General features: G+C 61.3%; 12 protein-coding genes. 8 read left to right on the top strand and 4 right to left on the bottom strand.

Annotated elements, in window-relative coordinates; all coding sequences use genetic code 11:
• Nucleotides 1-13: 13 nt before the first annotated feature.
• Both ACUN8C_RS13915 and gndA read right to left on the bottom strand, forming a co-directional pair.
• A complete protein-coding gene (locus tag ACUN8C_RS13915; protein ID WP_445619760.1) occupies nt 14-1,138 on the bottom strand; it encodes a hypothetical protein in 1,125 nt (374 codons plus the stop codon).
• A gap of 142 nt (nt 1,139-1,280) precedes the next feature.
• Nucleotides 1,281-2,693, bottom strand: coding sequence for an NADP-dependent phosphogluconate dehydrogenase (gene gndA / locus ACUN8C_RS13920; RefSeq protein WP_445619761.1), 1,413 nt, complete (start codon nt 2,691-2,693; stop codon nt 1,281-1,283).
• 405 nt (nt 2,694-3,098) lie between these two features.
• Between gndA and ACUN8C_RS13925 the strand changes: the two genes are divergently transcribed.
• On the top strand, nt 3,099-3,860 hold the full coding sequence (locus ACUN8C_RS13925; protein ID WP_445619762.1) for a Crp/Fnr family transcriptional regulator: 762 nt from the start codon (nt 3,099-3,101) through the stop codon (nt 3,858-3,860).
• An 18-nt stretch (nt 3,861-3,878) separates the two neighbouring features.
• On the opposite strand, the gene ACUN8C_RS13930 is transcribed toward ACUN8C_RS13925, so the two are convergent.
• Both ACUN8C_RS13930 and polA read right to left on the bottom strand, forming a co-directional pair.
• Complete coding sequence (locus tag ACUN8C_RS13930; RefSeq protein WP_445619763.1) at nt 3,879-4,262, bottom strand: META domain-containing protein; 384 nt, start codon at nt 4,260-4,262, stop codon at nt 3,879-3,881.
• A gap of 11 nt (nt 4,263-4,273) precedes the next feature.
• Nucleotides 4,274-7,054: a DNA polymerase I gene (gene polA / locus ACUN8C_RS13935; protein ID WP_445619764.1), complete on the bottom strand. Its 2,781-nt coding sequence runs from the start codon at nt 7,052-7,054 to the stop codon at nt 4,274-4,276.
• A 172-nt stretch (nt 7,055-7,226) separates the two neighbouring features.
• On the opposite strand from polA, the gene ACUN8C_RS13940 reads away from it, so the two are divergent.
• The 7 genes from ACUN8C_RS13940 (at nt 7,227) to ACUN8C_RS13970 (ending at nt 14,249) form a co-directional block, all read left to right on the top strand.
• Nucleotides 7,227-7,514 (top strand): DUF2782 domain-containing protein, encoded by a 288-nt coding sequence (locus tag ACUN8C_RS13940; RefSeq protein WP_445619765.1) that lies wholly within the window; start codon nt 7,227-7,229, stop codon nt 7,512-7,514.
• A gap of 202 nt (nt 7,515-7,716) precedes the next feature.
• On the top strand, nt 7,717-8,661 hold the full coding sequence (locus ACUN8C_RS13945; protein ID WP_445619766.1) for a homoserine kinase: 945 nt from the start codon (nt 7,717-7,719) through the stop codon (nt 8,659-8,661).
• Between the two features lie 314 nt (nt 8,662-8,975).
• Nucleotides 8,976-9,743, top strand: coding sequence for a glycosyltransferase family 2 protein (locus ACUN8C_RS13950; protein ID WP_445619767.1), 768 nt, complete (start codon nt 8,976-8,978; stop codon nt 9,741-9,743).
• A gap of 5 nt (nt 9,744-9,748) precedes the next feature.
• Entirely contained in the window at nt 9,749-10,066 is a 318-nt protein-coding gene (locus tag ACUN8C_RS13955) for a lipid-A-disaccharide synthase N-terminal domain-containing protein (protein ID WP_445619768.1), read from the top strand.
• On the top strand, nt 10,063-11,799 hold the full coding sequence (locus ACUN8C_RS13960; protein WP_445619769.1) for an ArnT family glycosyltransferase: 1,737 nt from the start codon (nt 10,063-10,065) through the stop codon (nt 11,797-11,799). The genes ACUN8C_RS13955 and ACUN8C_RS13960 overlap by 4 nt, the downstream gene beginning before the upstream one ends.
• 36 nt (nt 11,800-11,835) lie before the next feature.
• Nucleotides 11,836-13,245 (top strand): ArnT family glycosyltransferase, encoded by a 1,410-nt coding sequence (locus ACUN8C_RS13965; RefSeq protein WP_445619770.1) that lies wholly within the window; start codon nt 11,836-11,838, stop codon nt 13,243-13,245.
• Nucleotides 13,246-13,247: 2 nt separating this feature from the next.
• Nucleotides 13,248-14,249: an NAD-dependent epimerase/dehydratase family protein gene (locus ACUN8C_RS13970; protein WP_445619771.1), complete on the top strand. Its 1,002-nt coding sequence runs from the start codon at nt 13,248-13,250 to the stop codon at nt 14,247-14,249.
• Nucleotides 14,250-14,301: the final 52 nt, after the last annotated feature.

The following is a 14,301-nucleotide window of genomic DNA, read 5'->3' on the forward strand; positions in this document are numbered from 1 at the left end:
AGTGAAAAGCGTATTAGACCTTAGTTATTTTTCGTTCGATAACGCGTCCGGAAGTCATCGCCATCCAGAGCAGCGGGCGAATCAGCCAGCGCCAGAGCTGCCGGCCAAGCCACAAAAGCGGCAGTGCAATCACAAACCATAAAACAAACTGACCCAGCTTCACCGGCCAGCCCAGCCAGTGGGCCAGGTTGGCGCCAAGCCCGTTGATCAGGTCCGGATGGCGTACCACCACCCAGGCCGTGGCGCCCACGGCGGCCAGTTTTGCCGGCCGTGACAGGCGGGTAAAACGAAGTCCGGCCGGCACCAGTGCGCGTGAGCTTCGAAGCTCGCCGCTGGCGCCTGCCGCGGCGCGGCCTTCCAGCGTAGCGGCACGTGCCGCGCGTCCCACACGCAGCGCCTTTACCGCACTGGCCATGAACAGAACATCGACCCCGGCCCAGGCGATATCGGCCGGCCCAACGGTGGCCGGCCCCTGCACGGTGCGCTCCAGATCGCGCAGGCCGCCGGTGAAGAAATCGCTCACGTTTGACACCAGCCGCTCGCCCTGCAGCCAGTGCACTTGCGTCTGCTCATCCACCACGAACTGGTCGAGAAAGCCGTAGCCCTCCTGCTGCACAAAGGCGACGGCGTAGAGCCCGCGCTGATGCGCCGTCAGGCCGGGCTGATCGTCTATCCCGGAGGCATCGTCCTGACCCACCGGATTATCATTCCACCAGCCGGCAATCGCGCCACTAGCCTTACGGTAGCGCTGCGTGGCCCAGTGGCGCACGCTCAGGCTGGGCACCTCGTTGTCATGAAACCAGGCCACGGGTAGAACGGCGTCCGGGCCAAAACGGGACAATGCCTGTTGAAAGCCGGGCTCAAAGCCGTATTCGGTCAGCATGCGACGTGCGATATCCCCATGACGTGCCAGCGCCAGTGCGCCGTTGAACACCAGCGCCTGATCATCGGACCAGGAAAGGAACAGGGTATTGAGCGCTTCTGACTCATGATTCAACGAACGAGCCACTGTCTCGGGCAGGGCATCAGCGGCCGAAACGCGCAGAAAACGTGACTCAAACGGCGTTGCCGTCGCGGCGGCTGAAAGCGCACCGGCGGCCAGCACGGCCGTCAGCACGAGGACAAAAAATCGGGTCATGACATTGCTCACGGTGTGTGGATAACACAACCACCCAGTATGGCAGTTTCATATTCGCCGGGCCTGACCTGTTGAGGTGCAGGGAACATAAAAAAACCCCGCGGCGGGCGCGGGGTTTTGGTGCATCAAAAGGCAGCGAGGCTTACTTTTCGAGCCATTCGGTGTGGAAGACACCGTCGCGATCAAGACGCTTGTAGGTGTGGGCACCGAAGAAGTCACGCTGGGCCTGAACCAGGTTGGCCGGCAGTTTCTCGGCGCGGTAGCTGTCGTAGTAGGCCACGGCAGACGAGAAGGTCGGGACCGGAATGCCGTTTTGCACCGCATGGCTGATCACGTCACGCAGCGACTGCTGGTAACGATCGGCAATGTCGGAGAAGTACGGTGCCATCAGCAGGTTCGACAGTGCCGGTGTCTCCTGGTAGGCATCGGTAATCTTCTGCAAAAAGCGGGCACGGATGATGCAGCCGGCGCGGAAGAGCTTGGCCACCTGACCGTAGTCGAGATTCCAGTTGTAGTTGTCGCTGGCCGAACGCATCTGGGCAAAGCCCTGGGCGTAGGAGGCGATTTTGCTGAAATAAAGCGCCTGACGCACCTTCTCGATGAACTCGGCGCGATCGCCTTCAAACGGCTTTTGGGCCGGGCCCTTGAGCACTTTCGACGCTGCCACGCGCTCTTCCTTGAGAGAAGAGATAAAGCGGGCAAACACGGACTCGGTGATCAGGGGAAGCGGCACGCCCAGATCCAGCGCACTCTTGCTGGTCCACTTGCCGGTGCCCTTCTGGCCTGCAGAGTCGAGAATCGTGTCGACCACGTATTCGCCGTTTTCATCGCGCTTTCTGAAAATGCGCGCGGTGATATCGATCAGGTAGCTGTCGAGCTCGCCTTCATTCCACTCGGTGAAGACATCGGCCAGCTCGTCATTGGACAGCCCCAGACCTTCCTTGAGGATGGCGTAGGCTTCGCTGATGAGCTGCATGTCACCGTATTCGATGCCGTTGTGCACCATCTTGACGTAGTGACCGGCACCGTCGGGACCGACATAATTGACGCACGGTTCGCCGTCTTCGGCGCGTGCCGCGATCTTTTCAAGGATCGGTGCCACCATGTCATAGGCTTCGCGCTGACCGCTGGGCATGATCGAAGGCCCCTTGAGGGCACCTTCTTCGCCACCGGAAACGCCGGTACCGATGAAGTTCAGACCGGCCTCGGAGAGCTCGCGGTTGCGGCGAATGGTATCCGGATAGTAGGTATTGCCCCCATCGATCAGGATATCGCCCTTGTCCAGATACGGCTTCAGGGACTCAATGGTCTTGTCCGTCGCTTCACCGGCGGCAACCATCAACAGAATACGACGCGGCTTTTCCAGAGACGCCACGAACGTTTCAATCTCATAGAACGGGACCAGCTTGCTGTTGGGGTTTTCAGCCAGTACTTCGTCGGTTTTCTCAGAGGAACGGTTATAGATCGACACCGTATAGCCGCGGCTTTCGATGTTGAGCGCCAGATTGCGCCCCATTACTGCCATTCCCATGACACCAATCTGTTGTCTGGTCATTGCCTTTCACTACTCCAGCAGTCATTGAACTACGACGTGTTGCCGGCGCTGTGGCCGGCAACACGTCCTGATGTCCCAAAAGGGATGGACAGCATGCTGTCGCTTGAAGAATGTGCCACGTCAACGCGGTGACAGGCCAGTCTGGCAGAGCACGCAGCGATTGTCCCTGTCCTGCAAGGCGCAAACTACGCACGGATGATCATTTCGCCGTCATTGCCGTGTCAGAGGTGGTGAACACAGACCACATGAGCCATGCTCATTGTGCGCTTCATCATAAAAAAAGCTAATAAATACACGCTAATGGCGAAAGAGGCTCATGACAATTGCCGGGATAGCCCTGCCTGGCGATTCGCCTATGAACCGGAGCGCTACTGGCACAAGGGACCGACACAGCAGGAGATGACGATGAGTCATGGCTGTATCGTTGAAAACTTCAGCAATCTGATTTCACTCAGCGAGCACGAAAAGGCAATACTGGCGCATTTTGAAAAGGATGCCAGACCGGTTAAACGCCACGAGAGCCTGTGGCATTTTCGCGAGCCCACGCAGACGCTCTACACGCTGCAAAGCGGATGGGCCTATGCCTACAAGATCTCTCTGATGGGAGAGATGAAGGTGGTCGAGATCTTTACGCCCGGCGACATCATCGGGCTACGCGATTTCACCTTTGGCCGCCATCTGACCGATGTACGCATGATGACCGACGGCACCGTCTGCGCCTTCCCCTACCGCTATATTCTGGAAGCCTGTCAGCAATCACGGGCACTGTCGGCCGCCTTTTTCGCCACCGCTTCGCGCGATCAGGCGCTGATGACCGAGCGCGTCACCAACCTCATGCACTGCAGCGCCCGCATGAAGATTGCCCATTTCATCATCGAGATGTATCTGCGCCTGAAGCACACCCATCCCGACATGGACCAGCGCTTTGAATTTCCCATGAACCAGAAGCTGATGGCGAGTCTTCTGGGGCTGACCAGCGTGCATGTCAGCCGCATGCTTGGCGAACTGGCTCGGGAAGGTATGGTGAGAAAGCAGCGACGCATGCTGGAAATCCTCGATTACGCGCGCCTTTATCGCGAAGCGCAGTTCGATGAAACCTATATCCAGCTGGATCTGAGCCACATGCTCGAGGTTGACCCCAACGATAGTGAGGCACCCATGGGCTAGACGCCCCGGGTGTCTGCCCTACTGCATCGGCACTCGCTCGATGGCCATCTGTTGCGACTCGCCTTCAAGGCGCCATTCATCGTTATCCCCCTGAATCAGGCGTGGGCGACTTTCGAGAAATTCGATCAACGCCTGATCGCCTGTCTCGCGTTCCGGACAGGCCATGCGGGTCGAGGCCAGTGATCCAACGACCAGCCGTCCCTGCTCGGCACGTGCCGGGCCAAAGATTCGGTTGCAGCCACCGGTGCCGCTGACGCGATGGCCGTCAAAGCTCAAAGAGGCCTGATCCAGCGCCCCGTCGTTCCGGGACGCGGCATTCTCCGGCATTGAGCTGCCAGCACAGCCGGCAAGACCTGTCGCCAGCAATACCACAGCCATTGACCACCCTCTGGCGATACCCATGCGGTTCTCCATTAGTGCGCCTCTTCCCAGTTGTCGCCGTGACCGGCCTCGACAATCAGGGCCACATCGAGCTGACCGGCGCCCTGCATGCGATTGACCACATCAATCTTGAACGCCTCGACCTGTTCGCGACGCACCTCGAAGATCAGCTCATCGTGCACCTGCATGACCATTTTGGCGTCGAACTCGCCATCATGCAGCCAGGCATCCACGTCGATCATGGCACGCTTGATGATGTCCGCTGCGGTGCCCTGCATCGGCGCATTGATGGCGGTGCGTTCGGCCCCCTGGCGGCGGGCATGATTGCGCGAGTTGATCTCGGGCACATAGAGACGCCGGCCGAAGACGGTTTCCACAAAACCGTTTTCTGCTGCCTCGGCGCGAATGCGCTCCATGTAGCGCGCCACGCCCGGATAGCGGTCGAAGTAGCGCTCGATCCAGGTTTTGGCATCACGCTGCTCGACCTTGAGCTGACGCGCCAGACCCCAGGCACTCATGCCGTAGATCAGACCGAAGTTGATCGCCTTGGCGCTGCGGCGCTGATCAGTGGTGACCTTGTCGATCGTGGTGCCAAAGACTTCGGCCGCCGTGGCGGTGTGGATATCGCGATCTTCGGCAAAGGCCGTCAGCAGGCTTTCGTCACCGGAAAGATGCGCCATGATGCGCAGCTCGATCTGCGAATAGTCCGCCGCCACCAGCTGATAGCCGGGCGTGGCGACAAAGGCGGTGCGGATGCGCCGGCCGATGTCGCTTCGAATCGGGATGTTTTGCAGGTTGGGGTCGCTGGAGGAGAGGCGTCCGGTGGCGGTCACCGCCTGGTGATAGCTGGTATGAATGCGCCCGGTCGAGGCGTTGATCAGCTGGGGCAGCTTGTCGGTGTAGGTCGACTTGAGCTTGGACAGCCCGCGATGCTCCATGATCACCCTGGGCAGCGGGTAATCCAGCGCCAGCTCCTCGAGCACGGCCTCCGCGGTGGATGGCGCGCCCTTGGGTGTTTTCTTGATGACCGGGATCTTCTGCTCCTCGAACAGAATCTCGCCGAGCTGCTTGGGCGAGCCAAGATTGAACTCGCGACCGGCCAGCTCGAACGCATCGCGCTCAAGCTCGGTGATGCGCTCGCCCAGCGACCGGCTCTGCTCGCCCAACAGCTTCGTGTCGATCGCAACGCCGGTGCGTTCCATGCGCGTGAGCACCGAAATCAGCGGCAGCTCAAGGGTATCGATGACCTCGGCAAGCCTTCCCTCCTGCTCAAGACGCGGACGCAGATGGGCGTGTAGGCGCAGGGTGACGTCGATGTCTTCGCAGGCATATTCGACGGCCTGTTCAAGCGCCACCTGGTTGAAGGTCAGCTGTTTGGCCCCCTTGCCGGCAATCTCTTCAAACGAGATGGTCCGGTGCCCGAGATAGGCCTGTGCCAGCGAATCCATGTCATGGCGCGTGGCGGTGGAGTTGAGCACGTAGGATTCGAGCATGGTGTCGAGCAGCGCACCAGAGACGCCGATGTCATAGCGTGCCAGTACCTCGATGTCGTATTTGAGGTTCTGACCGATCTTGGCAATCGCGGGGTTTTCCAGCAGCGGCTTGAGCGCGGCCAGCACGGCGCTTCGGTCAAGCTGGTCCGGGGCATCCAGATAGTCATGCGCCACCGGGACATAGACCGCCTCGCCCGGTGTGATGCCAAGACCGATGCCGACGATCTCGGCCTCCATATAGTTGAGACTGGTGGTTTCCAGATCGAAGCAGAAGGTGTGGCTTTGCTCTAAACGCTCGATCCAGTGATCAAAATCGGCCTGCTCGAACACGGCGCGATAGTCGCGCTGTTCACCGGCCATGGCGGACGCCTCGTCGCCGCTCTCACCGCCATCCAGATCGCCCTCGCCGGTCGGGATATCGGGGGAAACTTCACCGACGCTGCCACCATCAAGCAGCTCGTTAAGCCAGTTCTTGAACTCGAGGCGCTGATAGAGTGACAGCAGCGCCTCGCGATCCGGGTGGGCAATGTCCAGCCCATCCAGACCGACCGGCAGCTCGCAGTCGGTACGAATGGTGGCAAGCGTGTAGGAGAGAAAGGCCTGCTCGCGGTTGTCCTCAAGCTTTTTGGCCATTGTTTTGGCGCCGCGAAAGGACAGTGTCTTGATCCGTTCAAGATCGCCATAGATGGTCTCAAGCCCACCGCCCATACCAGTCAGAAGCGCCAGCGCGGTCTTCTGGCCCACCCCCGGCACGCCGGGAATGTTGTCAACGCTGTCGCCCATCAGGGCCAGATAGTCGATGATCAAATGCGGCGGAATGCCGAATTTCTCCTCGACGCCGGCCACATCGAGCGTCTCGTTTTTCATGGTATTGACCATGGTGATGTGCTCGTTGACCAGCTGCGCCATGTCCTTGTCGCCGGTAGAGATAACCGCATCGCGCCCCGCCTCGGTGGCCATGCGCGCCAGCGTGCCGATCACGTCATCGGCCTCGACGCCCTCGATGCATAACAGCGGCAGGCCAAGGGCGCGCACGCACTCGTGCAGCGGCGCCACCTGAGCGCGCAGTTCATCGGGCATGGGCGGACGATGGGCCTTGTACTGTTCATAAAGCTCATCGCGAAAGGTCTTGCCCTTGGCATCAAACACCACCGCCATGGGGCTTTCGGGATACTGGCGAATCAGACCCTTGAGCATGGAGACGACGCCGCGCACGGCGCCGGTCGGCTCACCGGTCGAGGTCGACAGGGGTGGCAGGGCATGAAAGGCGCGGTACAGGTAGGCAGAACCGTCCACAAGGACGATCGGGGCAGCGGCCATGGAAGCTCCAGCTAACGACTCGAATATGGCGTCATGATACGCAAGCCTTGCGTCGACGTCAGTGGCGAAAGCATTCCACCCCGATCCTGCGACCCACGACCCACGACGGCTGCTATTTACCGCCACGGCCTTTACACTGTGCAACATTCAAGCTGTAGCTCTGGAGATCATCATGACCATTTCACGAAGTCTGCCGGTTCTGACGGCGGCAGCGCTGCTGGCGCTTGTGTCCATCAGCCCTGCAGCACTGGCCGAGCCTCGAGGACAGGTCACCACCCAGCAGCAGGGCGACCGCCTCGTGCATGAATATCGTCTCGAAGGCAGGCTCTATGCCATCGAGATCATTGAAGCCCAGAAGCGCACGGTCCTGCTGGACACCGATGGTGACGGCAATTTCCGACGCCAGCCGGCAGATGCCGAGATCACACCGCCGGCATGGACCCAAAAGTCGTCTCAATAACCCGATGACCGGCAGCGTGACACGTCGCGGGCAGAATATGGCGTTTCGGTGATAGACTCCGCGCTGCTCGATGTCCGCCCACGCCCGGGGTGCTTCATGACCCGACATCAAGCGCCTGAACATGTCATTGCCGCTAACCGGAACCGGTTACGGTGTTTGTTACCCAGCACGATGAGCGCCTCCGCAGCGCGTCAGGAGCCACATGGCGGTTTTTACCCCCTTAAGCGATGAACAGGTCGCTCAATTTCTGGAAGGTTACGACGTCGGCACCCTGCTCGCGCTCGAGGGCGTGGCAGGCGGCACGGAAAACAGCACCTTTTTTGTCACCACCGACCGGGAAGTGCTGGTGCTGACCCTGTTCGAGCAGGGCGAGCAGGAGGAGCTGCCCTTTTTCGTCGATCTGCTGGCCTGGCTGGATCAGCATCAGCTGCCGGTGCCGGGGCCGTTGTTTGATCGCAACGGCGTGGCCCTTCAGCGCCTGGCCGACCGTCCCGCCCTGCTGTTTCCGCGGCTGCCCGGACGCCACCCCGAGCAGCCCGGACCAGTCCAGTGTGCCGCCATCGGCCAGGTGCTGGGCCAGATGCACCGCATTTCGCAGGGGTTTCAGGGCAGCCGTCCCAACCCGCGCGACCTGCGCTGGGTGCATGCCGTGCACTCCCGGGTCATGGGCTATCTGAGCCCGGATGACCAGACCCTGATCCGTGATCGCATCGATGCGCTGGACAGTCGCCTGCGACAGATCGTACTGCCTCAGGGCGCCCTGCACGGCGATCTCTTTCGCGACAACACGCTCTATGAAGGCGACCGTCTGTGCGGCGTGATCGACTTCTATAACGGCTGTACCGGTGATTTGCTCTTTGATCTGGCCATCGTCATCAATGACTGGTGCAGTGACGACAGCGGTGCGCTTATCCCTGCACGCTACAAGGCCATCATTGACGCCTACGCCCGGGAACGTGCCTTCACCGATGAAGAGCGCCGGGTCTGGCCCACCATGCTGGAGCTGACGGCACTGCGCTACTGGCTTTCCCGCCTGTTGGTGGTCTATGTCGACCCACCGGCGCATGCGCTGACGCCCAAGGACCCGGCCCAGTATCGCCGGATTCTAAAGGCACGGATTGATCACCCTCCCGTCCCTTTGCCCTGATCCCTACGGCGCTGCCCTCATGGCAGCGCCTTTTTTTATTGCGCCACTTCGACTGACCTGTCGACCTTTTGCGCATTGCCCTTTCAAGCCCGCCTGCCACTGTCTTCCTTGATTGTAACGACGTCCACTATAACGACGCTCAGTGCCTTTCAGCCTTTTGTCAGCGCCGGGATCCATTTCTCTCCAATGCTGTCTGTGCCTTTATGCCCGAACATTTCAATCGGCGGCAGGGCTAACACTTGCTTAATTTAACTTGAAAATTACTGTCGTATAATTTCTTGACTTTCCTTGACCTAGTCTGGAACAGCATTCAAATGACCGATCTTCCCCTGTCTGTCCTGATTCCGGCCCGCAATGAAGCCGATAACCTGCCTCACCTGCTCGATGAGGTATGCCGTGCGCTTGACGGCGCCGACATCCAGTTTGAAATGCTGGTCGTCAGTGATGGCTCCAGCGACAACAGCCTGCAGGTGCTGACCGATTACGCGGCGCGCGAACCCCGCCTTCGTGTCTACCACCACCAGCACAGCGCCGGGCAAAGCACGTCCATCTGGCAGGCCGGCTGGCAGGCCCGCGGGACGTGGCTGGCCACGCTGGACGGCGATGGCCAGAATGACCCGGCCGATCTCCCCGCCATGTTCGAGCGCGTTCAAAAAAGGGATATCACGCTGCTGGCCGGCTATCGTCACAAGCGCAACGACAGCGAGATCAAGCGCGTCTCCTCACGGATTGCCAATGCCGTGCGCTCGCGTCTTTTAAAGGATGACACCCCCGATACCGGCTGTGGCATCAAGGTCTTTGAGCGTGAGGCCTTTCTGCGCCTGCCCTACTTCAATCATATGCATCGCTTTTTGCCGGCACTGATTCGCGCCCAGGGCGGCACGACGCTGTCCTGGCCGGTCAACCATCGCGCCCGCCAGGCCGGTAGCTCCAACTACGGCACGATCGACCGGCTGATGGCCGGACTGCTGGACCTGGGCGGCGTCATGTGGCTGGCGCATCGTTCCAGACTGCCGGCGCCCCTCAAGCCCCTTTCCGGCGCAGATACCGACAGGGATACCCACTCTCATCAGGAGCCCTGAGCCCCATGGATTCTGCAGCCCTCTGGATCGTGGTCGGCCTGCTGGGTCAGGCCCTTTTTTCGGCGCGCTTTATCGTGCAGTGGCTGGCCAGCGAGCGGGCCAAACGCAGCATCGTGCCTCATCTGTTCTGGTATCTCAGCATCGGTGGCGGCCTGATCCTGCTGCTGTATGCCCTCTATCGTCGTGACCCGGTCTTTATCATCGGCCAGGGGTCAGGCCTTTTCATCTACGTCCGCAATCTGGTGCTGATTCGACGGGAGAAGCGTCAGGCCGTTGAGGCAGGCGCTTCTGACACCGCGGTGGAGAGGGCTGAAAACTCATGATGAACACACGCCTTGCACCAGCCCTGCAGCGGCGGCTGGTCGGAGCACCGGTGCTGTCACTGCTGATGATCGCACTTATCTTTCTGGGGCTGGGGATCGGCTGGCGCTGGCCCTGGCCGGCCGATGAGCCGCGCTTTGCCCTGATTGCCCATGAAATGATCACGACCCATCAGTGGCTGATTCCTCACCGTGCCGGTGAGCTTTACCCGGACAAGCCGCCCATCTTCATGTGGTTGATCGCGCTGGGCATTCTGGTCACCGGCAGCGTCAAGGTGGCCTTCATGCTGCCGTCCCTGCTGGGCGCGCTGACGACCCTTGGCCTGACCACTGATCTGACCCGCCGTCTCTATGGCCCTCGCATCGCCTGGCTGGCCGGTCTGACGCTCATGCTGACCGCGCAGTTCACCCTGCAGGCCCGCACGGCCCAGATCGACATGCTGGTGACAGGCTTCATTACGCTGGGGCTTTACGGTGCACTGCGCCATGCCCTGCTGGGCCCAGCGCCGCGCTGGTGGTACCTGGGCTGCGTGTCCATGGGGTTTGGCGTGATCACCAAGGGCGTTGGCTTTTTGCCACTGCTGCTGCTGCCGGCCTGGTTCGGAATGGTGTGGTATCAGCGTCATCATGCAGACAGCGACCACCGGGTCGTGCCGCTGACCCTGCGTCAGCTGCTGATCGGGCTGGGTCTTTTGGTGGCGGCCATTGCCTGCTGGGTTACCCCCATGGTGCTCTACACCAGTTTCAGCGGTGATCCGGCGCTGGCGGCCTATCGCGATAATATTCTCTTTCGTCAGACCGGTGAGCGCTACGCCGATGCCTGGCACCATCTAAAGCCCTTTTATTATTACCTGCTCGAGGTACTGCCCTGGGCCTGGCTGCCCGGCATGCTGGCCCTGCCCTGGGTCGTGCCTCACTGGTGGCGGCGCCTGCGTCTGGGCGATGCAAGGCTCTGGCTGCCGCTCTCCTGGCTGGTGCTGATGGTGCTGTTTTTCTCGCTGAGCCCGGGCAAACGGGGGGTCTACATGACACCGGGTACGGCGATGTTCGTGCTGGCGCTGGCGCCGGCGCTCCCGAACCTGATTCGCCGCCTCTGGCTGAATCGACTGGCCTGGGGGCTGGCCACCCTGCTGGGCGGGGTCATCGGCATCGTCGGTCTGCTGCTGGCCGTGGGACTGCTCGACAGCGCCACCCTTGGCGAGGATTTCACCATCAACCCGTGGGGTTGGTGGCTGAGCATTGGGGTGCTGACGGCCCTGATCGCCTGGCGCGTTCCACCGCGGCGCGGCCTGGTGAGCCTGGGCCTGTGGCTTGCCATGTTCTGGATCCTCTGGGCCAGCTGGGGCTATGGGGTCATGGATGCCCATCGTTCGCGCAGCGCCCTGATGGCCGAGGTGGCGCTAGAAACCGGGCATCAGCCGCTGGCGCTGACCGATTTCGATGAGGAAAACGTACTGCAGGCGCAGCAGCCGATCGTCCAGTTCGGGGATGGCACGCCGATCAATGACCAGTTCGCACGCATGACGGCCTGGCTCAAGGAAGCGCCCGACATTCGCTGGGCACTGGTGCAGGACGATGAGCTCAAGGGTCAGCCCTGCGTTGATCGCAATACCCTGACCTCACTGGATGCACGCAGCGACAAGGGATGGTGGCTATTGCGGGCCGACAGCGTGGCGCAGTGTCACGGTGATGAACACGCCGCACCGCTGTATCAGGCCCCCACCACCATGGCATAGAGGCAGTACGCTGCATCACAGGGATGGCTTCACGCCATGAGCGTGCTCCGTCAGCGACTGGAGCGCCTGACCGATCATGCAGGCCTGCAGTGGGGGGCTGTTGCGCTGGCATGGCTGGTCAGCGCACTGACCTTTCAGCTGCGACGAATCGCTCTGAATCTTGGTTACGAGGCTCGTACGGTACGAATGGCGCTGCTGGTCCTGATGTCGATGCTGATGTGGTGGCTCTATAGCGCCACCCTGATGTTCGATATTCTTCTGACCACCTGCCTGCTGGGCGCCGTGGCCGCTCTGACCGGCCATGGCGCCCCAAGAAGGCGGGCGATGGGTGTGACGCCATGGCTGGCACTGGCGCTGCTGGCCAAGGGGCCGGCGATACTGCTGAGCTGGCTGCCGATACTCATCAGCCTGCCGTTATGGCATGAGCGCCCGGGACGTGCACGCGGCACGGTCATCTTCTGGCTGGCCACCGGCGCGGCGATAATAGTGCTGCTGGCCTGGGCGCTGAGCTCGGCCTGGGTCGGCGGTGAGGCCTATGCCGGTAACCTGCTCTGGCATCAGAGCGTTGATCGGCTGGAGCAGGTAGCCGATCACGCCCGTCCCTTCTGGTGGTACCTGCCGGTACTGCCGGTACTGCTGCTGCCCTGGTCACTATGGCTGCCGGCGCTGTTGCTTCAACGCTGCCCTCCATCAGAGGCTACATCACCCCGCCACGCGCACCGGCTGATCTGGTGCTGGATACTGGCACCACTGGTGCTGTTTTCCCTGGTCAGCGGCAAACAGGTGCACTACCTGATGCCGATTTTGCCGCCGCTGGCGCTGGTCATTGCCGAGGTTCTGACACGCTCTGCCCCGGAGCAGCGCCGCACGTTGAGAGTGCCGGCGATCGCCCTGTTCGCCACCGGCGTCCTCGCTTTAATCGTGAAGCTGGTTGGCAATGCCCCACTGGCCGCGATGTTTTCTCTCAAGGGTGTCTGGCTTTTATGGGGGCTTGCGGCCCTGGCCGCCGTGGTACAGCTGAAAACGACGGCGGCAGCGACCATGCTGGCCCTGATCACCACGACAGCCATGGCCACCATGCTGACGATCATGCTGGCACCCCTGTGGCCACGCATGGATACCCGGCAACCGGCACGACTGCTGTCGCGTATCGAACAACAGGGGCGGCCCGTGGTCTGGTATGGCAGGGACTATCAGGCCAGCTTTCAGTTTGCCGGCCGCCTGACCACTGCGCTGCAGACCCTCGACGCTCATCCGGCTGATCTGTGCCGCTGGCGTCAGCAGCATCCTGCGGGCTGGGTGATCGGCGACAGCCGCCAGCTCCCTGCACTTTACTTGCCAGCCCTTGCCCATCGATTCCCGTGGCGTGCCCGTACGCTGCTGGTCATGCCGGTGTCGGCCCTGCTGATCGCAACGCCCTTTTTTCTTTGCCCGGATCCCTTATGAACATGAAAGTACTGGTCACCGGTGCCGCCGGTTTCATTGGCGCCTGGCTAACGAAACGACTTACGGAAGACGGCGTGGCAACGGTCGGCATCGACAGTTTCTCGGACTATTACAGCGTGAGCTACAAGCGGGCGCGTCTGGACGCGCTGGGCGTGAGTCACTGTCGTTTGCTGGATGTCAGTGACCGCGAAGCGCTGGAAGCCCTTTTCAGGCGCGAACGGTTCACCCATGTCATTCATCTGGCCGCCCAGGCCGGCGTGCGCTACAGCGTCACGCATCCCCACGTCTATGGTCAAAGCAACCTGACCGGGTTTCTCAACGTGCTGGAAGCATGCCGTCAGCACAGCGTTCGCCATCTTTATTACGCCTCCTCCAGTTCGGTGTATGGGCACTCGCAGCGTGAGGTGTTCAGCGAAGAGGACCCGGTGAACCACCCTGCGTCACTGTATGCCGCCACCAAGCGGGCCAACGAGCTCATGGCTGACAGCTACGCCAGCCTCTATGGGATGTCCCTGACCGGCATGCGCTTTTTTACGGTGTATGGCCCCTGGGGGCGGCCCGACATGGCGCCCATGCTGTTTGCCGGCAGCATCATGAACCATCAGCCGCTGCAGATTTTCAACCACGGGCAGATGGCGCGGGATTTCACCTGGGTCGGCGATGTCATCGAGGCCGTGGTGCGATTGCTCAATACCCACTGTGCCAGCGGCGAGACCGGCCGCCATCAGATCTTCAATATCGGACGCGGTGAACCCACAGCGCTGATGGACTTTATTACCTGGCTTGAAGAGGCACTGGGGCAGCAGGCACCGCGCGAGTGGCTGCCCATGCAGGATGGCGATGTGACCCGCACCTGGGCGGACACCTCGCGACTGGAAGCCGTGATCAACTACCGCCCGACCATGCCGCTGGCCACCGGCGTGCAGCATCTGGCGCAGTGGTGTCTGGATCACCAACAATGGTTGCCTGCCCACCAGGTTGTCCCCGTGGCCAAAACCGCCTGACGAGATGCCGGAGCCTGACTGCCCCCCATGGCACAAAAGCGCTAAAATGATT

This window comes from Kushneria sp. Sum13 (assembly GCF_052692355.1).

Coding starts and splice junctions, on each gene's coding strand:
- ACUN8C_RS13915 (WP_445619760.1), bottom strand. CDS start 1,138: ATGACCCGATTTTTTGTCCTCGTGCTGACGGCCGTGCTGGCCGCCGGT.
- gndA (WP_445619761.1), bottom strand. CDS start 2,693: ATGACCAGACAACAGATTGGTGTCATGGGAATGGCAGTAATGGGGCGC.
- ACUN8C_RS13925 (WP_445619762.1), top strand. CDS start 3,099: ATGAGTCATGGCTGTATCGTTGAAAACTTCAGCAATCTGATTTCACTC.
- ACUN8C_RS13930 (WP_445619763.1), bottom strand. CDS start 4,262: ATGGGTATCGCCAGAGGGTGGTCAATGGCTGTGGTATTGCTGGCGACA.
- polA (WP_445619764.1), bottom strand. CDS start 7,054: ATGGCCGCTGCCCCGATCGTCCTTGTGGACGGTTCTGCCTACCTGTAC.
- ACUN8C_RS13940 (WP_445619765.1), top strand. CDS start 7,227: ATGACCATTTCACGAAGTCTGCCGGTTCTGACGGCGGCAGCGCTGCTG.
- ACUN8C_RS13945 (WP_445619766.1), top strand. CDS start 7,717: ATGGCGGTTTTTACCCCCTTAAGCGATGAACAGGTCGCTCAATTTCTG.
- ACUN8C_RS13950 (WP_445619767.1), top strand. CDS start 8,976: ATGACCGATCTTCCCCTGTCTGTCCTGATTCCGGCCCGCAATGAAGCC.
- ACUN8C_RS13955 (WP_445619768.1), top strand. CDS start 9,749: ATGGATTCTGCAGCCCTCTGGATCGTGGTCGGCCTGCTGGGTCAGGCC.
- ACUN8C_RS13960 (WP_445619769.1), top strand. CDS start 10,063: ATGATGAACACACGCCTTGCACCAGCCCTGCAGCGGCGGCTGGTCGGA.
- ACUN8C_RS13965 (WP_445619770.1), top strand. CDS start 11,836: ATGAGCGTGCTCCGTCAGCGACTGGAGCGCCTGACCGATCATGCAGGC.
- ACUN8C_RS13970 (WP_445619771.1), top strand. CDS start 13,248: ATGAAAGTACTGGTCACCGGTGCCGCCGGTTTCATTGGCGCCTGGCTA.